At 54.0% G+C, this 19,201-nt stretch carries 16 protein-coding genes; 4 read left to right on the top strand and 12 right to left on the bottom strand.

Features of this window, described 5'->3' with window-relative positions; all coding sequences use genetic code 11:
* Positions 1 to 2 precede the first annotated feature (2 nt).
* The 10 genes from skp to rpsB form a co-directional block, all read right to left on the bottom strand.
* Positions 3 to 500, bottom strand: a complete 498-nt coding sequence (gene skp, locus FOV68_RS16140) for a molecular chaperone Skp (protein WP_010254125.1) — start codon at positions 498 to 500, stop codon at positions 3 to 5.
* A gap of 109 nt (positions 501 to 609) precedes the next feature.
* Positions 610 to 3,021, bottom strand: a complete 2,412-nt coding sequence (gene bamA, locus FOV68_RS16145) for an outer membrane protein assembly factor BamA (protein ID WP_069025844.1) — start codon at positions 3,019 to 3,021, stop codon at positions 610 to 612.
* A gap of 51 nt (positions 3,022 to 3,072) precedes the next feature.
* Positions 3,073 to 4,419 carry a sigma E protease regulator RseP gene (rseP, locus tag FOV68_RS16150; protein ID WP_010671861.1) on the bottom strand — a complete coding sequence of 449 codons (1,347 nt, stop codon included), beginning with the start codon at positions 4,417 to 4,419 and terminating at the stop codon, positions 3,073 to 3,075.
* A gap of 12 nt (positions 4,420 to 4,431) precedes the next feature.
* Positions 4,432 to 5,289 (bottom strand): phosphatidate cytidylyltransferase, encoded by an 858-nt coding sequence (gene cdsA / locus FOV68_RS16155; protein WP_010254111.1) that lies wholly within the window; start codon positions 5,287 to 5,289, stop codon positions 4,432 to 4,434.
* Positions 5,290 to 5,307: 18 nt separating this feature from the next.
* Complete coding sequence (gene ispU, locus FOV68_RS16160) at positions 5,308 to 6,060, bottom strand: (2E,6E)-farnesyl-diphosphate-specific ditrans,polycis-undecaprenyl-diphosphate synthase (protein WP_010254107.1); 753 nt, start codon at positions 6,058 to 6,060, stop codon at positions 5,308 to 5,310.
* 181 nt (positions 6,061 to 6,241) lie between these two features.
* Positions 6,242 to 7,438, bottom strand: a complete 1,197-nt coding sequence (gene ispC / locus FOV68_RS16165; RefSeq protein WP_143991212.1) for a 1-deoxy-D-xylulose-5-phosphate reductoisomerase — start codon at positions 7,436 to 7,438, stop codon at positions 6,242 to 6,244.
* A gap of 111 nt (positions 7,439 to 7,549) precedes the next feature.
* On the bottom strand, positions 7,550 to 8,107 hold the full coding sequence (frr, locus tag FOV68_RS16170) for a ribosome recycling factor (RefSeq protein WP_010254103.1): 558 nt from the start codon (positions 8,105 to 8,107) through the stop codon (positions 7,550 to 7,552).
* Positions 8,108 to 8,250: 143 nt separating this feature from the next.
* Entirely contained in the window at positions 8,251 to 8,976 is a 726-nt protein-coding gene (pyrH, locus tag FOV68_RS16175; protein ID WP_010254099.1) for a UMP kinase, read from the bottom strand.
* Between the two features lie 157 nt (positions 8,977 to 9,133).
* The gene (gene tsf, locus FOV68_RS16180) at positions 9,134 to 9,985 is read right to left on the bottom strand and encodes a translation elongation factor Ts (protein ID WP_031591214.1); all 852 of its coding nucleotides are present in this window, start codon (positions 9,983 to 9,985) and stop codon (positions 9,134 to 9,136) included.
* Positions 9,986 to 10,166: 181 nt separating this feature from the next.
* Complete coding sequence (gene rpsB / locus FOV68_RS16185) at positions 10,167 to 10,892, bottom strand: 30S ribosomal protein S2 (RefSeq protein ID WP_008925636.1); 726 nt, start codon at positions 10,890 to 10,892, stop codon at positions 10,167 to 10,169.
* A gap of 318 nt (positions 10,893 to 11,210) precedes the next feature.
* Between rpsB and map the strand changes: the two genes are divergently transcribed.
* The 4 genes from map (at position 11,211) to FOV68_RS16205 (ending at position 16,251) form a co-directional block, all read left to right on the top strand.
* The gene (gene map, locus FOV68_RS16190; RefSeq protein WP_010254092.1) at positions 11,211 to 12,005 is read left to right on the top strand and encodes a type I methionyl aminopeptidase; all 795 of its coding nucleotides are present in this window, start codon (positions 11,211 to 11,213) and stop codon (positions 12,003 to 12,005) included.
* A gap of 66 nt (positions 12,006 to 12,071) precedes the next feature.
* A complete protein-coding gene (gene glnD / locus FOV68_RS16195) occupies positions 12,072 to 14,726 on the top strand; it encodes a bifunctional uridylyltransferase/uridylyl-removing protein GlnD (RefSeq protein WP_134161632.1) in 2,655 nt (884 codons plus the stop codon).
* Between the two features lie 83 nt (positions 14,727 to 14,809).
* A complete protein-coding gene (dapD, locus tag FOV68_RS16200) occupies positions 14,810 to 15,634 on the top strand; it encodes a 2,3,4,5-tetrahydropyridine-2,6-dicarboxylate N-succinyltransferase (protein WP_010671859.1) in 825 nt (274 codons plus the stop codon).
* 224 nt (positions 15,635 to 15,858) lie between these two features.
* Positions 15,859 to 16,251, top strand: a complete 393-nt coding sequence (locus tag FOV68_RS16205; protein WP_010254085.1) for a DUF3461 family protein — start codon at positions 15,859 to 15,861, stop codon at positions 16,249 to 16,251.
* A gap of 60 nt (positions 16,252 to 16,311) precedes the next feature.
* Here the strand turns inward: FOV68_RS16205 and FOV68_RS16210 are convergent, their stop codons facing one another.
* Positions 16,312 to 17,469, bottom strand: coding sequence for a CdaR family transcriptional regulator (locus tag FOV68_RS16210; protein WP_031591218.1), 1,158 nt, complete (start codon positions 17,467 to 17,469; stop codon positions 16,312 to 16,314).
* 184 nt (positions 17,470 to 17,653) lie between these two features.
* Positions 17,654 to 19,099 carry a serine endoprotease DegP gene (gene degP, locus FOV68_RS16215; protein WP_143991213.1) on the bottom strand — a complete coding sequence of 482 codons (1,446 nt, stop codon included), beginning with the start codon at positions 19,097 to 19,099 and terminating at the stop codon, positions 17,654 to 17,656.
* Positions 19,100 to 19,201: the final 102 nt, after the last annotated feature.

The following is a 19,201-nucleotide window of genomic DNA, read 5'->3' on the forward strand; positions in this document are numbered from 1 at the left end:
AATTATTTAACCTGTTTCAGCACGTCAGCAGTGATGTCTTTTGCGTTTGACGCATAAGCCACCGCGTTAGCGTCGATCACGACGTCGTAACCATCGCTGTCAGCGACTTTCTTCACGGCATCCTGAATACGGCTCAGCAGCTTGTTACGCTCTTCCATCTGACGACGGCGATTATCCTGCTCAAAAGACTGAGCTTTTGTAGAGAAAGCTTCACGCTGAGACATGACATCTTTTTCCATACGGCTGCGTTCGCTCGCCTTCATGGTAGAACCGTCACGCTGCAGACGCTGCATTTTGGTTTGCAGATCGCGCTCCTGACTCTGCAACTCAGTTGCACGGCCTTTGAACTCGTTTTCCAGCTGTTTAGCAACAGTCGCACGTTGCGGTAACTGTTGGAAAATGCTGGACACGTTTACCACTGCAATTTTGTCGGCAGCCTGAACACCAGCGGAAACCGCTAAAGCAAGACCCAGACCTGCGGCACACAACAACTTTTTCACTATAAACTCCTTACCATCAACGTTTGTGTCAGCGACACAGTGTTTGCCCCGAACAGCAACAGGTGCTGTCCGGCAGCAATACTTCAGCTATGCATCCATGCTCAGAACATTACCAGGTTTTACCAATGTTAAACTGGAACTGCTCTGACTTGTCTCCATCGACTTTCTTCATCGGCTGGGCGTAAGAGAACACCAGCGGGCCGAGCGGTGACATCCACTGCAGCGCAACACCGCTGGATACACGGATATTGTTTGGATCGCTGTAGTCAGGAATGCCGGCCGCACGCGTTTCCGCGGTATTTTCCCAATGGGTATCCCACGCTGTACCGGCATCGACAAACACCGAGGTACGAACCGAGTTAGCATACTTCTCGCTCAGGAACGGCGTTGGCGTAATCAGCTCAAGGCTGGCAATCGCCATGGCGTTACCGCCCACCGCATCGTCAGACTTACATACGCCATTTGGATCGGCGATTCGGCAGTTCGACGAGTTGTTATTAAAGTAGGCTGCTTTCGGTCCAATGGTGTTGGACTGGAAGCCGCGCACGGTGCTTGAACCACCGGCGTAGAAGTTCTCATAGAACGGCATCTCTTTGCCGTCGAGACCATCGCCATAACCTACGCGACCACGGCCTAACAGCACCCAGGTACGATCCTGGTTAATCGGCACATACTGCTGGGTATCCAGCGTGGCCTTATAGAAGCTGTTATCCGAGCCTGGAATCGTCACCTTACCGTTCAGGTTGGTACGGTTACCGGACGTCGGGAAGAAACCGCGGTCCAGAGTGTTATAAGTCCAGCCGTAGTTAAAGGTGAAGTCATCTGCTGAGAAATCACCTTCATCATTGAGCTGCTGCGGCTTGCCGACTGAGTCAAGATAACGCCACATCGCCACCTGCGGCTGCATGTTTGACAGGTCATTGTGGACATAGCCCAGACCGACACGCAGGGTGTTGTTTTCGTTAATCGGGAAGCCAAGCGTGCCATCCAGACCATAACTTTTGTTGGTATAGTCAGAAAGGTCCGCGTTATCTGCTTTAAAGTCGTTGTAGAACAGACGACCACCCAGACTGACACCATCAACGGTAAAGTAAGGGTCAGTCAGCGAGAATTCAGCATAGGTCTGGTAATCGTTCTTGGTCCCGCTGATGCCCACGGTATTACCGGTGCCCAGCCAGTTATCCTGCGTGACGCCGACCTGGAAACTCACACCACTTTCGGTGCCGTAGCCGACGCCGAAGTTAAAGGTACCGGTGTTACGCTCTTTAACCTTGTAGACCACGTCAACCTGGTCCGGCGAACCTGGCACACGCTGAGTATCCACATCAACGGTTTCAAAGTAACCGGTACGGTTCAGACGCTCTTTACCCTGTTCAACCAGATCGCTGCCCAGCCACGCGCCTTCCATCTGACGCATTTCGCGACGTAACACGGAGTCTTTCGACGTGTCATTGCCTTCGAAACGGACGTTACGGACATAATAACGGTTACCCGCATCCACATTGATATGCAGTTTTACGGTTTTATCGGCGTCGTTGATTTCTGGCTGTGTTGCCACGCGCGGATAGGCATAGCCGTAGCGGCCCAGCAGTTTCTTGATGTCATCTTCCATTTTCGTGACTTTGGCGCCGTTATAAAGCTCGCCTGCCGGAATCTTGGTCAGATGTTCAATTTCTGCTGAATGGCCCGCCATGCTGCCATTAACGATCACGCCTGCGATTTTGTACTGGTCACCTTCGGTGATGTTCACCGTGATGTAGATGCCTTTTTTATCAGGCGTCAGGCTGACCTGCGTCGAATCGATGTTAAAGCGTGCATAGCCACGATCCAGATAGAAGCTGCGCAGGGTCTCGAGGTCACCCGCCAGTTTCTGTTTCTGGTATTTACGATCGCCGACCACGTTCCACCATGGCACTTCATCGCGCAGCTGGAAGCGGGAAATCAGCTCATCGGAGCTGAAGGCTTTATTACCGACGATGTTGATCTGCTGAATTTTTGCAGAGACACCTTCAGTAAAGACCAGCTTCAGATCTACACGGTTACGCGGCAGTGGCGTGACCACGGCTTTTACGTTGGCGGTATATTTACCTACGCTGTAGTAGAAATCCTCAAGTCCCTTCTCGATAGAGGAGATGGTGGTACGGTCCAGCGCTTCGCCGACACGGACACCTGAGGCTTCCAGATTTTGTTTGAGCTGATCCTCTTTCACCGCTTTGTTACCGGTGAAGGTAATGCTGGCAATGGTAGGACGTTCTTTGACCTGGACAATCAGCGTTGTACCGTCTCGCAGGACCTGAACATCCTCAAAGTTGCCAGTAGCGAACAGCGAGCGAATGGTATTTCTGACATCATCGTCATTCACCGTATCGCCAACCCGTACTGGCATGCTCAGCAGAGCCGCGCCGACGGCGACTCGCTGCAGCCCTTCGAAATGAATATCCTTCACTACGAAATCGTCTGCACCGTAAACGGTGGCGCTGCTAAACAGCAGCGACGCTATGAGCAACTTTTTCATCGCCATCGTTGTTATGCGTTTTCCTAACACATCCCTCGAATGTTCGCGTTCCAGCGGTTACAAACGTGAGAAATCATTGAAAAGTGCAAGCCCCATTAACAGCACCAGTAAAATTGAACCGATGCGATAACTAAAGTCCTGAACTCGCTCGGACACCGGTCCACCCTTGATCTTTTCGATCGCCAGGAAGAGCAAGTGCCCACCATCTAAAACCGGCAGAGGGAACAGGTTGATGATGCCCAGGTTGACGCTAATCAACGCCAGGAACATCAGGTAGTAAATCAACCCATACTCTGCTGACAACCCTGCACCCTGCGCAATGGAAATTGGCCCGCTCAGGTTGTTCAGCTTCACATCACCGGTTATTAACTTGCCCAGCATGGAGACGGTGAGCTTCATCAGTTGCCAGGTTTTTACACTAGCCTCACCGATAGCCGCAAACGCGCCATACTGTCTTACCGTCTTGTACTCTTCTGGCAGAGGAACAATGCGCGGAATGACACCCGCAAATCCCGCTTTACTGCCAGATTTCGCTTCTGGCGTCATCGTCAGCGCAATAGACTCACCGCCGCGATCCACTTCAAGCGCCATGCTTTTGCCGGGGTTATCCCGGACCTGCGTGACAAAAGTCTGCCACTGCGATAATGGCTGACCATCGACTTTAACGATCCTGTCGCCTGCTTGCAAACCGGCTTCACTGGCTGGCGAGTTCGCCTGCACTTCTGCCAGCGTGGTCTCAATCTGCGGACCACGTGGCTGAATCCCTAACGCGACGACCGGATCCTGCTTATCAGGCTCAAACTGCCAGTTACGCAAATCCAGCTGTTTCTGCTGGGTCGCGTCCTCGCCAAATCGAGCCACCGTTAAGGTGGTGCTGCTGTCGCCGATTTTACCCACCAGCGCCATACGCACAGCATCCCAATCAGGCGTTTCGATACCGTCAACAGCCTTAAGTTCCATGCCGGGCGTAATTTGAGCTTCCGCAGCCACCGAACCGTTTAAAATTTCACCGATTACCGGGCGCACACCGGGCACGCCGTGAATAAACACAACCCAGTATGCAAAGATGGCAAAGATGAAATTAGCGACAGGACCTGCCGCAATGATGGAGGCGCGTTGCCAGACGGCTTTGTTGTTAAAAGCCTGATGACGAAATTCGGCTGGCACGCTTTCAACACGCTCGTCGAGCATTTTAACGTAGCCGCCGAGGGGAATCAGCGCGATGACAAATTCGGTGCCGTGGCGATCGCGGCGCTGCCAGAGCGACTTACCAAAACCAATGGAAAAGCGCTCAACTTTGACGCCACAGCGACGAGCGACCCAGAAATGGCCAAACTCATGAACGGTAATTAATACGCCCAGCGCAACGATAAAGGCGACGAAACTCCAGAGTATGCTCAACATCTTTGCCTGTCCTTAAAGGGTGCGAAACACCAGCAGCAATAAACAGGCAAACACCGGCACCGCCGCAGTCAGACTATCAATACGATCAAGAATGCCGCCGTGACCAGGAATCAGATTACCACTGTCTTTGATGCCCGCTTCACGTTTAAACATGCTCTCAGTGAGGTCGCCCAGTACGGAGGCCAGCGTCGCGATAATCGCGCAAATCACCAGCGTACCGGTGGAAACCGTCAGTGGCGCCAGCGTCGCAAACAGCACGGCAATCAGCGCCGAGGTGACCAGACCGCCCAGGAAGCCTTCCCAGGTTTTGCCTGGTGAGACCTTTGGCGCCAGCTTGTGCTTGCCAAACATTTTGCCAAACATATAAGCACCTGAATCCGCTCCCCATACCAGCAGCAACACAAACAGCAGCCACCAGGCACCGGCGAAGTGGTCGGTGTCATAGTGATACTGGCGCAGCGCCACCATGCCCCAGAAAAAAGGGACAAGCGTTAATACGCCAAACAGTAAGCGAAGTGGACGCGAATGGCGCCAGAAGGCCGCAGAAGCGGGATAGGAGAGCACCAGCAGCAGTGCAACGACCCACCACACCAGCGACGCCCAAAGCGATGTCGCGATCTGTGGCAGATGCACTGTGTGTTGATAAGGTGGCAGCGTAAACTGCATCAGCGCCAGCAGCAGACCACAAAGTACAGCCAGCCAGACGCGCTGTTGCCGTGATGCCATCCCTGCAAACTGACCCCATTCCCAGGCTGCCAGCATGCAGATAACGATAGTTGTCAGGGCGAAGCCAACAGGCGGTAACCAGAACAGTGCAGCTATTACCAGCGGAATTAATATCAACGCGGTAATCAGACGAGACTTCAGCAAAGGTTACCCCCAGATTGCTCAGGCGCCGCCTGGTGCAGCGCCGCCAAAACGACGCTCCCGCAGAGAGAATGCATTCAGTGCACCTTCAAAAACGTGTTCATCGAAATCCGGCCAGAGCACATCGGTAAAATAGAATTCAGCATAGGCAATCTGCCACAGCAGGAAGTTGCTAATCCGATGCTCTCCCCCGGTCCTTATCACTAAATCCACTGGCGCCAGCTCCTGCATACAGAGCTGCGACGTCAGGCTCTCTTCGGTAATCTGGTCAGGTCGCAGTAATCCTTCCTGAACCTGTTCAGCCAGTTTTTTCACGCCTTCGATAATATCCCAACGGCCGCCATAGTTGGCAGCAATGTTGAGCGTCAGGCCACTATTATTTGCGGTCAGCGTCTCAGAACGGCGAATACGTTCCTGAATACGCGGGCTGAAACGGCTGGTATCGCCAATGACGCGTAAGCGAACATTGTGTTTGTGCAGGCTCTTCACTTCACTATCAAGCGCCCAGACAAAGAGTTCCATTAATGCGGTGACTTCCTGCGGTGGACGACTCCAGTTTTCACTGCTGAAGGCGTAAAGCGTCAGGGCTTCAAGATTGTTACTGACCGCAAAGCTGACGGCACGGCGTACCGATTTAACGCCAGCTTTATGGCCTGAAATACGCAATTTACCCTGATTTTTGGCCCAGCGGCCATTGCCATCCATGATGATAGCGACGTGGCGCGGACCGTTTCCCTGCTGGTCATCAGTGTTGTTGTGATTGTTAGACGACATAACGCTTAACCAATTCCTTTCATCAGAAATGCTGTGGTTTCTGAATACATTGCGCCCGATTCAAATCCCGACACACTCTCAGTGCCGGGCCACACCGAATTCGGTGACAGACCGTGAAACGCGAGCCAGCGACTATATCATTTTCACCTGAAGCGAACAAATGGCCTCATAACGATCGGCATCACGACGTGAAACGCGGCAACATTTCTGTCGCCAGCGCGCGTGCAGTGCGATCGATTTCAAGGACAGCGTCCACCGAATCCGGCTCCGGACACACTTGTGCCGCCATCACCTCACTATTAAGCGCGGCAATGTCGGTGAAGCGGATCTGGTGATTCAGGAAAGCCGCGACGGCAACCTCGTTGGCTGCATTCAGCGTGGTGGTCGCCGCCTGCCCCGCATCACAGGCATCAATGGCCAGTTTCAGACAGGGATAGCGACTAAAATCAGGTTCTGCAAAGGAGAGCGCCGACATGCGGGTAAAATCCAGCGGCGTCACGCCTGCATTGATGCGCGAAGGCCAGGCCATGCTGTGGGCAATTGGCGTACGCATATCAGGAGAACCTAATTGAGCCAGCACGCTGCCATCGCAGTATCGCACCATGGAGTGAATCACCGACTGTGGGTGGAGTATCACTTCCATCTGCGCTGCGCTGGCATTAAACAGCCAACGGGCTTCAATGTACTCAAGACCTTTATTCATCATGGTGGCCGAATCGACAGAGATTTTTCTCCCCATCGACCAGTTCGGATGTGCACAGGCCTGATCTGGCGACATGGCGCTGAGATCCGCTAAATCTGTGTCACGAAAAGGACCACCCGATCCCGTAAGGATAATCGACTCAATGCCATTATCCCGCAGGTCAGCGTAACCTAACTGATGCTGGATGGTAGCCGGTAAACTCTGAAAAATGGCGTTATGCTCGCTGTCGACCGGTAGTAACTGTGCGTTATGATGAAGCACGGCCTCCATAAACAAACGGCCGCAGGTGACAAGCGATTCTTTGTTGGCCAGCAGCACCGTTTTGCCGGCGCGAATGGCCGCCAGCGTCGGCAGCAAACCCGATGCGCCGACGATCGCCGCCATCACCTGATCCACCTCATCCAGCGCGGCCAGCTCACAGGCTGCCTGAACGCCGGAGAGCACTTCAGTATTGACCCTGATTGCTCTCAGTCGCTCACGCAACGCAGCGGCGGATGCCTCGTCTGCCATGCAGGCGTAGCGCGGTGTAAAGGCCGCACACTGCTCGGCCATCAGCGCCACGTTATGGCCGGCAACCAGCGCCGTAATCTGATAAAGCGCCGGGTTGGCGCGCACCACCGCCAGCGTACTGGTGCCGATTGAGCCGGTGGATCCCAGCATAGTTAATCGCTTCATGAAGCTATCCGTGTGAAGTCAGCGTGCCCACAGGCACAATGTAAAACGCCGCCAGATGTCGCATTCATACGAATACCTCTCTGTACGGCGTTTTGTCCGGCAGTGATGGGATTAGAAATCCATCAGCTCCGTCTCTTTTTCTGACAGTGCAGCATCAACTTTCTTGATGTACGCATCGGTCATTTTTTGCACTTCATCCTGCGCACGACGTTCGTCGTCTTCGCTGATCTCTTTATCTTTCAGCAGCGCTTTGATTTTATCGTTGGCATCGCGACGGACGTTACGTACCGACACACGGCCCTGCTCGGCTTCGCCGCGCACGATTTTAATCAGATCTTTACGACGCTCTTCTGTCAGCGCAGGCAGCGGAACACGGATGTCGGTACCGGCTGAACTTGGGTTCAGACCGAGATCGGACTTCATGATCGCTTTTTCGACTGCCGGACTCAGTGAACGATCAAACACGTTGATTTTCAGCGTGCGTGAATCTTCCACAGTGACAGAAGCCAGCTGACGCAGTGGCGTCGGCGTGCCGTAATATTCGACGACGATGCCGTCGAGCAGCGAAGGTGAAGCACGACCGGTGCGCACTTTGCTGATGGTGGTTTTGAATGCTTCAACGCATTTTTCCATGCGCGTGTCAGCATCTTTTTTGATGTCGTTAATCACGTTGAAACCCTTGGATTCGGTTTGACCTGGCCAGTTCCGGCGTAACCGGAAGCGGGATCGATAATCATCGATAATCCTGACTGGTGCGCGATGCATTCTCATCGCGCTGACAGAATATACCTTATTTTATCTCGCCTCGGGTATTAATGCGTAATCAGGGTGCCTTCTTTTTCACCCATCACTACGCGACGCAGTGCGCCAGGCTTATTCATGTTGAAAACACGGATAGGTAATTTGTGGTCACGCGCCAGGGTAAAGGCCGCAAGATCCATCACTTTCAGCTCCTGATCCAGCACTTCAGCATAGGTCAGTTGCTCATACAGCGTTGCGTCCGGGCTTTTCACCGGATCCGCAGAGTAAACGCCGTCCACTTTGGTCGCTTTCAGCACGACGTCCGCTTCAATCTCAATGCCGCGCAGGCACGCTGCAGAGTCAGTGGTGAAGAACGGGTTACCGGTACCGGCGGAGAAGATCACCACGCGGTTGTTACGCAGCAGGCTGATCGCTTCTGCCCAGCTGTAGTTGTCACAGACGCCATTCAGTGGAATCGCTGACATCAGGCGTGCATTCACATAGGCGCGGTGCAGTGCATCACGCATCGCCAGGCCATTCATTACGGTTGCCAGCATACCCATGTGGTCACCCACAACGCGGTTCATGCCAGCCTGCTGCAGGCTCGCTCCACGGAACAGGTTCCCTCCGCCAATCACCACGCCAACCTGGATGCCCAGTTCAACCAGCTCTTTTACCTCTTGTGCCATGCGGTCAAGCACACTCGCGTCGATACCAAAACCTTCAGCGCCTTGCAGGGCTTCGCCGCTGAGTTTAAGCAGGATACGTTGATAAACAGGTTTTGCGTTGGTCGCCATGGTCAGTTCTTCCTGGAAGATAGGGTGTAAAGGAGAAGTAAATTCTGATCGATCATCCGCTTACCGCAATGAAATTGCTATTGGGATGAAACTGAAAATGTATCTGTTGCGATTCACAGACAAAAAAGAACCGCCATCTGGCGGTTCTTTCAGAGCATTAAGACTGTTTGGACATTGCTGCAACTTCTGCAGCGAAGTCAGACTCAACTTTCTCGATGCCTTCACCGACTTCGAAGCGGATGAAGTTGATAACGTCAGCGCCCTGCTCTTTCAGAGCCTGGCCAACGGTTTTGCTTGGGTCGATAACGAAAGCCTGACCAGTCAGAGAGACTTCGCCGGTGAATTTCTTCATACGGCCTTCAACCATCTTCTCTGCGATCTCTTTTGGCTTGCCAGACTGCATCGCGATGTCCAGCTGAACCTGGTACTCTTTATCAACCACGTCAGCAGAAACATCTTCTGGCTTAACGAATTCAGGCTTGCTTGCCGCAACGTGCATCGCGACCTGTTTGATCAGATCTTCGTTAGCGCCTTTGGTTGAAACCAGAACGCCGATACGTGCGCCGTGCAGGTAGCTGCCCAGCTCTGCGCCTTCCAGGATAGCAACGCGACGGATGTTGATGTTCTCACCGATTTTAGCAACCAGTGCAACGCGCTCTTCTTCGAACTGCGCTTTCAGAACTTCAACGTCGGTAACGCGATCAGCTGCAGCCGCATCCAGAACTTTGTCTGCGAACGCCTGGAAACCGCCATCTTTTGCAACGAAGTCAGTCTGGCAGTTTACTTCCAGAATTACGCCGTAGTCGCCAACGATCTTGGTTTTGATTACGCCATCAGCAGCAACGTTGCCTGCTTTTTTCGCTGCTTTGATTGCGCCAGACTTACGCATGTTCTCAATCGCCAGCTCAATGTCGCCGTTCGCTTCAGTCAGCGCTTTTTTGCAATCCATCATGCCAGCGCCAGTACGCTCACGCAGTTCTTTTACCAATGCAGCGGTAATGTCAGCCATTCCAGAATCCTCGGTTCGTGCCTGTGTACGTTTGCACCAGCAGACACTTATTTGCGGAAAATTTACTCTGTCCCGCCGTCCGGTTGGGGGCGTGACAGACTTAGATAAAATAAAGGGGCCAGTATAGGCCCCTTACAGATCACATCTGAATGCTAAGGGCTCTTATGCAGAGCAAACCTTATTAAGCGTTTTCTAAAGACGCTTCTTCAGCTTGCTCAGCCAGGTCCTGAGAGCGGCCTTCGCGAACGGTGGTCGCAACGGCAGTCAGGTACAGGTTTACAGCACGGATTGCATCGTCGTTACCTGGGATAACGAAATCAACGCCATCTGGATCTGAGTTGGTATCAACGATAGCAAATACCGGGATACCCAGGTTGTTTGCTTCTTTGATTGCGATGTGTTCGTGGTCAGCATCGACAACAAACAGCGCGTCTGGCAGACCGCCCATATCTTTGATACCGCCCAGGCTGTTTTCCAGCTTGGCCAGCTCACGCGCACGCATCAGCGCTTCTTTTTTGGTCAGTTTGTCGAAAGTACCATCCTGAGACTGAATCTCCAGATCTTTCAGACGCTTGATTGACTGACGCACGGTTTTCCAGTTAGTCAGCATGCCACCCAACCAGCGGTGGTTTACGAAGAACTGGTCGCAGCTCAGTGCAGACTCTTTTACCGCCTGAGCAGCTGCACGCTTAGTACCTACGATCAGGATCTTACCTTTACGGGAAGAGATCTTGTTCAGTTCAGCCAGAGCTTCGTTGAACATAGGTACAGTTTTTTCCAGGTTGATGATGTGAACCTTGTTACGAGCACCAAAGATGAATGGCTTCATTTTTGGGTTCCAGTAACGGGTCTGGTGACCGAAGTGAACACCAGCCTGGAGCATGTCGCGCATGGAAACAGTTGCCATGATAAAACCTCTAAAGTTTGATTGGGGTTGGGCCTCCATGTATCCCATACGACCGACCTCTTTCAAGGCACCCCGGCGTATGTGTCGATACATGTGTGTTTTATTACACATAATGAGAGTTATGCGTTTCCTGCTGACCGAAACGGCCATACAGAGAATCGTCGGCGCGCTTTATACCACAACCAGCCCAGGGACGCCAATAAATGATCGCTGACGGAGGTCAGCGCGTTCTCTATTTGGCAGCCCATTTGCTGGCTGCTAACATGACAGCACAGAACTTATTATTGTCGAAAATTTCGACAACTGCGGATTAATTTAATGGCAATTTCAATTAAAACCCCTGAAGAAATCGAAAAAATGCGCGTCGCGGGCCGACTGGCCGCCGAAGTGCTGGAGATGATCGAGCCTTACGTAAAACCGGGTGTGACCACCGGTGAACTGGACCGCATCTGCCACGATCACATTACTCAAAAGCAACAGGCTGTCTCCGCCTGCCTCGGCTATCACGGCTTTCCGAAGTCGGTCTGCATCTCGGTGAATGAAGTGGTGTGCCACGGAATCCCCAGCGATGATCGTCCGTTAAAAGATGGCGATGTGGTGAACATCGATGTCACCGTAATTAAAGATGAATACCACGGCGATACCTCAAAGATGTTTATCGTTGGTAAGCCGACTATTCAGGGCGAACGCCTGTGCCGTGTCACGCAGGAGAGCCTCTACCTCTCACTGCGTCTGATCAAGCCCGGCATCCGCCTGCGCGAACTGGGCCGCGCCATCCAGAAATATGTCGAAGCCAACGACTTCTCTGTGGTGCGCGAATATTGTGGCCACGGTATCGGCAAGGGTTTCCATGAAGAGCCTCAGGTGCTGCATTACGATGCCGATGATGGCGGCGTGGTACTCCAGGCAGGCATGACCTTTACGGTAGAACCGATGGTCAATGCTGGGGATTACCGCATCCGCACCATGAAAGATGGCTGGACGGTAAAAACCAAAGATCGCAGCTTGTCCGCGCAGTATGAGCATACTATTGTGGTGACGGAGAACGGCTGTGAGATTTTAACCCTGCGCAAAGACGACACGCTGCCCGCTGTGCTCGTCGCCGAAGGGTAATTCCCCCATTACAGATCAAGCCGGCGCTGAGCCGGCTTTTTTTTGGCTAAAAAAGAGAAGAGCTGCATGAGCGTGAGTCTGTCAGAAGATGTGAAAAACGGTCTGGTCGATTCGCCAGCCGAATGGGGTGACGACCAGCTGACGCGCGACATTCTGAAGCCGCGGCTGGAACTGTTTCAGCAACATCTGGCCGCCGCTTTTGATGCCGGTGAACCCGTTGAGCCGCTGATTGATGCCCGCACGCTGTTTATCGATCGGCTGCTGCGTCGCCTGTGGCGCTTCTTTGGTTTTGATGAGATGCCGGCTATCGCGCTGGTCGCCGTTGGCGGCTATGGCCGTGCCGAACTGCATCCGCTCTCTGATATAGATGTCCTGATCCTGAGCCGCCAGCCGCTGGATGAACAGGCTGCGCAGCGCACCAGCGACCTGTTAACGCTGATGTGGGACCTTAAGCTGGAAGTGGGCCACAGCGTGCGCACGCTGGAAGAGTGTCTGCTGGAGGGATTATCTGACCTGACCGTTGCCACCAATCTGATTGAGTCACGCATGCTGACCGGTGATGTGGCGCTGTTTCTGGAATTACAGAAAAACATCTTCAGCGACGGTTTCTGGCCCTCATCCTGCTTTTTCGCCGCCAAAATTGAAGAGCAGCAGGAGCGCCACAAGCGTTACCACGGCACCAGCTATAACCTTGAACCGGACATTAAAAGCAGCCCTGGTGGCCTGCGGGATATTCATACGCTGCAGTGGGTCGCCCGACGCCATTTTGGCGCCACCACGCTGGATGAGATGGTGGGCTTTGGTTTCCTCACCGACGCGGAGCGCAGCGAACTCAACGAATGTCAGGCATTTCTCTGGCGCATCCGCTTTGCCCTGCACCTCTCCCTGCCCCGCTACGATAACCGCCTGCTGTTTGATCGCCAGCTCAGCGTGGCACAACGCCTGAATTACCAGGGCGAGGGCAATGAGCCGGTCGAGCGGATGATGAAAGATTTCTATCGGGTCACGCGGCGTATCGGCGAACTGAATCAGATGCTGCTGCAGCTGTTTGATGAGGCGATTCTGGCGCTCTCCACCAGCGAAAAGCCCAGGCCTATTGATGACGATTTCCAGCTGCGTGGCGATTTGATCGACCTGCGCGACGAAACGCTGTTCCGACGAGAGCCGCAGGCGATTCTGCGCATGTTCTACGTCATGGTGCGTAACGACAGCATCAAAGGGATCTACTCCACCACCCTGCGTCACCTGCGCCATGCGCGTCGTCATCTTAAACAGCCGCTGTGTCAGATCCCGGAAGCGCGCCGCACCTTTATGTCGATTCTGCGCCATCCCGGCGCGGTAAGCCGGGCGCTGGTGCCGATGCATCGCTACAGCGTGTTGTGGGCTTATACGCCGCTGTGGGGCCATATCGTCGGACAGATGCAGTTCGATCTGTTTCACGCCTACACCGTGGATGAGCACACCATTCGGGTGCTGCAGAAGCTGGAAAGTTTTGCCAATGAAAGTACCCGTCCGCAGCATCCACTGTGCGTCGAGCTATGGCCGCGTCTGCCGCAGCAGGAGCTGTTGCTGATGGCCGCGCTGCTGCATGATATTGCCAAAGGGCGCGGCGGCGATCACTCCATTCTCGGCGCGCAGGATGCGCTCGATTTTGCTGAAATGCATGGTCTCAACTCACGTGAGACCCAGCTGGTGGCCTGGCTGGTGCGTCATCATCTGCTGATGTCGGTGACAGCACAGCGGCGCGATATTCAGGACCCGACGGTGATACAGCAGTTCGCCGAGGTGATGCAGAATGAGAACCGGCTGCGCTATCTGGTTTGCCTGACCGTAGCCGATATCTGCGCCACCAATGAAAGTCTGTGGAACAGCTGGAAGCAGAGCCTGTTACGTGAGCTCTTTTTCGCCACCGAGAAGCAGTTGCGACGCGGCATGGAAAACAGTCCGGATCTGCGTGAGCGGGTGCGTCATCATCGCCTGCAGGCGCTGGCGCTGCTGCGGATGGACAACATCAATGAAGAGCGTCTGCACCAGATCTGGAATCGCTGCCGCGCTGACTACTTCCTGCGCCATACGCCGAATCAGATCGCCTGGCATGCCCGCCACTTACTGGTTCACGACCTGAAAAAACCGCTGGTGCTGGTCAGTCCGCAGGCCACGCGCGGCGGGACCGAAATCTTTATCTGGAGTCCCGATCGCCCGCACCTGTTTGCCGCCGTAGCGGGTGAACTCGATCGCCGTAATCTCAGCGTGCACGATGCGCAAATCTTTACCAGCCGCGACGGCATGGCGATGGATACCTTTATTGTGCTGGAGCCGGATGGCAGCCCGCTCTCTCCGGATCGCCATCCAATGATCATTCAGGCGCTGGATCAGGCGATAACCCAGTCAGAGTGGGCGCCGCCGCGTACCCGCCGTCCGTCGGCCAAACTCAGGCATTTCAGCGTCGATACCGAGGTCAATTTCCTGCCGACGCATACCGATCGTCGCAGCTATCTGGAACTGGTGGCGCTGGATCAGCCAGGCCTGCTGGCGCGGGTCGGTGAAGTCTTTGCCGATCTCGGGGTCTCACTGCATGGCGCACGCATCAGCACCATCGGCGAGCGGGTCGAAGATTTGTTTATTCTGGCCAACAGTGAACGTCAGGCGCTGGACGAAGAAATGCGAAAAGCGTTGCGACAACGGTTGACAGAGGCCCTTAATCCAAACGATAAAGTGTGACCAGACTCGATTTGTAAACATTAATCTCTTTACTTGTGTCGGGATATTGCCCGGCATCGCACATGACAGATCAGGAAAAAAATATGCAACAGTTACAGAGCGTTATTGAATCCGCCTTCGAACGTCGCGCTGACATCACACCCGCCAGCGTCGACAGCGAAACCCGTGATGCCATCAACCAGGTAATCGCCCTGCTGGACAGCGGTGCACTGCGCGTTTCTGAGAAGATCGACGGCGAGTGGGTAACGCATCAGTGGCTGAAGAAAGCCGTACTGCTCTCTTTCCGCATCAATGACAATCAGGTAATGGAAGGTGCAGAAACCCGCTTCTACGACAAAGTGCCGATGAAGTTTGCAGGCTGGGATGAAGCGCGTTTCAAAGAAGCCGGTTTCCGCGTCGTGCCGCCTGCGGCTGTGCGTCAGGGTGCCTATATCGCCCGCAACACAGTGCTGATGCCTTCTTACGTCAACATTGGCGCCTTTGTGGATGAAGGCACCATGGTGGACACCTGGGCGACCGTTGGCTCCTGTGCGCAGATTGGTAAAAACGTTCACCTCTCTGGCGGCGTGGGTATCGGTGGCGTGCTGGAGCCGCTGCAGGCGAACCCGACCATCATCGAAGATAACTGCTTCATTGGCGCGCGCTCTGAAATCGTTGAAGGCGTGATTGTTGAAGAAGGTTCAGTGATCTCAATGGGCGTTTACATCGGCCAGAGCACCAAAATCTATGACCGCGAGACCGGTGAAGTGCATTACGGCCGTGTTCCTGCGGGGTCCGTAGTGGTTTCAGGTAACCTGCCCTCTAAAGATGGCAGCTACAGCCTCTACTGTGCCGTGATCGTGAAGAAAGTGGATGCGAAAACGCTGGGCAAAACAGGCATCAACGAACTGCTGCGCACCATCGACTGATTTAAGTGACGGGCTGGTTTCCAGCCCGTCATCTTTTCTTTACAGTGATTCCCAAATAACATGCTTCGCGTCGCGAATTAACTGGTGCGTTTAGTTTTTATCCAGGTCATAATCCGCGCCAGTTAAATCCTGTCGCGCAATGTTCATCCCGCTTATTTATGTCTACAGTTGACGGACGTCATGAACAAATCTGCGCGCTTCTCACTTTTGATGGAAACAACGCTATGTATGACAATCTGAAAAGCTTAGGTATCAGTAACCCGGACGACATTGACCGCTATAGCCTGCGTCAGGAAGCCAATAACGACATTCTGAAAATCTACTTCCGCAAAGATAAAGGTGAGTTTTTCGCGAAGAGCGTCAAATTCAAATATCCGCGCCAGCGCAAAACGGTTGTTGCCGATCACGCGACCCAGGGCTACAAAGAAGTTCAGGAAATCAGCCCGAATCTGCGTTATGTCATCGATGAGCTGGACCAGATTTGCCAGCGCGATCAGGTTGAAGTGGATCTGAAACGCAAAATTCTGGATGACCTGCGTCACCTGGAAAGCGTGGTTTCCCACAAGATCACTGAAATTGAATCGGATCTGGAAAAATTAACCCGTAACGGGCGTTAATTTCCTGCCCGACCAGAGAGGCCAGCATTGCTGGCCTTTTTTATGCCGCAAATCTGCACTTCAGCCCTGCTCATCCAGTTGCAAAGCGACATAGAGCAACAGCCTGTCATCAAAATGGCCAAGATTCAGTCCGGTCAGTTCAGAAATCCGGTTCAGCCGGTATTCCAGCGTATTACGATGAATGAACAGCGCACGCGCGGTGGCGCTCGGCTGAACGTTGTGGGTGAACCAGGCGATCAGCGTGCGGCGCAGCAAGCCGTTATTATCCATGCTCTTGAGCTTCGCCAGTGGCCGGGCGAGCTCATTGGCCTGCCAGCCACCCCGCAGGCTGTCGAGCAGCACGGGCAGCACCAGATCCTGATAAAAATAGCTGCGTACCTCGGGCATACGTTGTTTACCCACCATCATGGTGGTGCGCGCTGTCCGGTAAGAGCGTGCGATGCTGCCGGGTCCGGTAAAGAAGTTGCCCAGCGCGATACGCATCCGAAGATGACCGCTCTCTTTCATCCGCTGTAGTAACTGCTCTACGCGGCGGCGATGATCTTCCTGATCGTAACGCCCATGCCCATTCAGAGCCGGTTTCAGCACCACCATTTCGGTCAGTGACACAATCGCGATCAGATTGTCCCGCTCCGGCGTGGTCAGCAGCGTTTGCAGCTGTTGTAACTCTGACATCGCGCTGTCGACGCCGAGCTGACCACTATCCACTTCCACCACGGCGACCACACGCGGCTGATTGAGATCGATCCCGAGCCGCTGCGCCCATTCGGTCAGCTGTGGCGACAGGGTATCGCTGCGGATCAGGTTCAGCACCAGCTCTTCACGCAGACGGCTGTCCTGCGCCAGCATATGCAGCAGCCGGGCCTGCTCCAGCATCATCTCCGCGGTCATGCAGACCAGCTCGCCATAATGCCGCAACGCCAGCGGCTCGCCGGTCAGACCGATTACCCCGACGATGTCACCATCAATGCGCAGCGGCAGGTTAATGCCAGGCCGCACGCCATGAAGATGTTTAGCCACGGCCTCATCGATGTCGACAACGCGCCCCTGAGAGAGCACCAGCAGTGCACCTTCGTGCAACTCCCCAATACGTTCCCGGTCACCGCTGCCGATAATCCGGCCCCGCGCATCCATCACATTGACATTGCTGTCAATAATTTTCATGGTGCGCGCCACGATATCCTGTGCCAGCCGGGCATCAAGGTGATAGGTAGCCATCCATTACTCCTGAAAAAGAGGGGGAGAAACAGAATACGCATGCACAGCACGCAGAACATTGTGCAATTGCACAGAGCCAGGCCGTCATTTGCCGAATTTGCGGCGAGCATCACACTCTGATGAGGCAGAAAGTGGACATAAAAAAGGCGGACCGCAGTCCGCCTCTTCATCCGTTGCTGTTCTGTTACTGCATCAGCAGATAGATACTGCTGTCGCCGCGCTTTATATTCAGCGCCAGAACGGACGGCTTGCTGTCGAGAACTTTGCGCAGCTCACCCAGGTTGGTCACTACCTGCTGGTTAACGCCCTGGATCACATCGCCCTTTTTCAGGCCGATACGCGCCGCGGCACTGCCCGGTTTCACGTTATCAACCCGGACACCTTTGGTACCCGCTTCGATATTGCTGAGATCGGCGCCTTCAATGCCAGTGTAGATGGTCGCGGACTGCACTTTTGACTGGCTGCTCTGCTGCAACTTAACAGAGACATCGACCGGTTTGCCATCACGCAGCAGCCCCAGTTTCAGGGTGGTGCCAACCGGCAATGAGCCCACTTCCGCACGCAGCGAAGCAAAGCTGCTCAGCGGTTTACCGTTCATCGAGACAATGACGTCACCCGCCTTAATACCGGCTTTGGCGGCAGCTGAGTCTGGCAGCACCTGGCTGACAAAGGCACCACGCTGCGCATCGACCTTCATCGCTTTTGCCAGCTCAGAGTTCAGCTCAGTCCCCTGCACGCCCAGCTCGCCGCGTTTCACCTGACCAAACTCGACCATCTGTGCCGTCAGGTTTTTCACCATGTTGCTGGGGATAGCAAAGCCGATACCGATGTTACCGCCATCGGGCGCCAGAATGGCGGTGTTAATCCCGATGAGTTCACCGTTGAGGTTAACCAGCGCACCACCAGAGTTGCCCCGGTTAATGGCCGCATCCGTCTGGATAAAGTTTTCGTAGTTTTCCACGTTCAGGCCACTGCGTCCCAGCGCGGAGACGATACCTGAGGTGACCGTTTCACCCAGACCATAAGGGTTGCCGATCGCCACGGTATAATCGCCGACGCGCAGGTTGTCAGAGTCAGCGATTTTGACTGCGGTAAGATTTTTGGCTTCCTGCAGCTGAATCAGGGCAATGTCAGAGCTGGGATCTTTACCGATGACTTTTGCGTCATAGCGGCGACCGTCGCTGAGCTGTACCTGAATTTTGGTGGCATTATTCACTACGTGGTTATTGGTCACCACATAGCCTTTGTCAGCGTTAATGATGACGCCCGATCCCAGAGCACGGAATTTTTCCTGCTGGGTATCAGGCACTGGCGCGCCGCCGTTACTGCCTGCACCGTCGCCGTTCTGGCACATCGGTGAACCCTGGAACGGGGAACCATCCTGGCAGAATGGCGAATTGTCGCCAAAGAATTGCTGAAACTGCTGCGGCATACGCGGGGTTTTCACCGTGGTGGTTCCCTCGACGCTGATACTGACCACAGACGGCATCACCTTCTCCAGCATCGGTGCCAGACTTGGCTGTTGCAGGCTATCGGAAGAGGCCGTTTGCGCAGCAGAAACAGTAACAGGGGCGAGCGCCATGCTCAGGCTCAACGCCAGCGCACTTAACATTAAGGTCTTTTTTTTCATTTTTCGTTTCTCAATAAGATTACTGTTCAGACCATTGCTGTGGTCGAAAGGTGAGATAAATGTTTTAGCGCGAAGTTCCTTTAAAAGTTTAAGGCAAAAGTA

The organism is Pantoea sp. paga (assembly GCF_007558755.1).
Taxonomy (GTDB): Bacteria; Pseudomonadota; Gammaproteobacteria; order Enterobacterales; family Enterobacteriaceae; genus Pantoea; species Pantoea agglomerans.

What these genes read in the sequence shown, in the direction of transcription:
- ispU (WP_010254107.1), bottom strand. Translation starts at nt 6,060, where the DNA reads ATGTCGTCTAACAATCACAACAACACTGATGACCAGCAGGGAAACGGT.
- pyrH (WP_010254099.1), bottom strand. Translation starts at nt 8,976, where the DNA reads ATGGCGACCAACGCAAAACCTGTTTATCAACGTATCCTGCTTAAACTC.
- dapD (WP_010671859.1), top strand. Translation starts at nt 14,810, where the DNA reads ATGCAACAGTTACAGAGCGTTATTGAATCCGCCTTCGAACGTCGCGCT.
- FOV68_RS16210 (WP_031591218.1), bottom strand. Translation starts at nt 17,469, where the DNA reads ATGGCTACCTATCACCTTGATGCCCGGCTGGCACAGGATATCGTGGCG.
- ispC (WP_143991212.1), bottom strand. Translation starts at nt 7,438, where the DNA reads ATGAAGCGATTAACTATGCTGGGATCCACCGGCTCAATCGGCACCAGT.
- tsf (WP_031591214.1), bottom strand. Translation starts at nt 9,985, where the DNA reads ATGGCTGACATTACCGCTGCATTGGTAAAAGAACTGCGTGAGCGTACT.
- FOV68_RS16205 (WP_010254085.1), top strand. Translation starts at nt 15,859, where the DNA reads ATGTATGACAATCTGAAAAGCTTAGGTATCAGTAACCCGGACGACATT.
- map (WP_010254092.1), top strand. Translation starts at nt 11,211, where the DNA reads ATGGCAATTTCAATTAAAACCCCTGAAGAAATCGAAAAAATGCGCGTC.
- rseP (WP_010671861.1), bottom strand. Translation starts at nt 4,419, where the DNA reads ATGTTGAGCATACTCTGGAGTTTCGTCGCCTTTATCGTTGCGCTGGGC.
- glnD (WP_134161632.1), top strand. Translation starts at nt 12,072, where the DNA reads ATGAGCGTGAGTCTGTCAGAAGATGTGAAAAACGGTCTGGTCGATTCG.
- degP (WP_143991213.1), bottom strand. Translation starts at nt 19,099, where the DNA reads ATGAAAAAAAAGACCTTAATGTTAAGTGCGCTGGCGTTGAGCCTGAGC.
- rpsB (WP_008925636.1), bottom strand. Translation starts at nt 10,892, where the DNA reads ATGGCAACTGTTTCCATGCGCGACATGCTCCAGGCTGGTGTTCACTTC.
- bamA (WP_069025844.1), bottom strand. Translation starts at nt 3,021, where the DNA reads ATGGCGATGAAAAAGTTGCTCATAGCGTCGCTGCTGTTTAGCAGCGCC.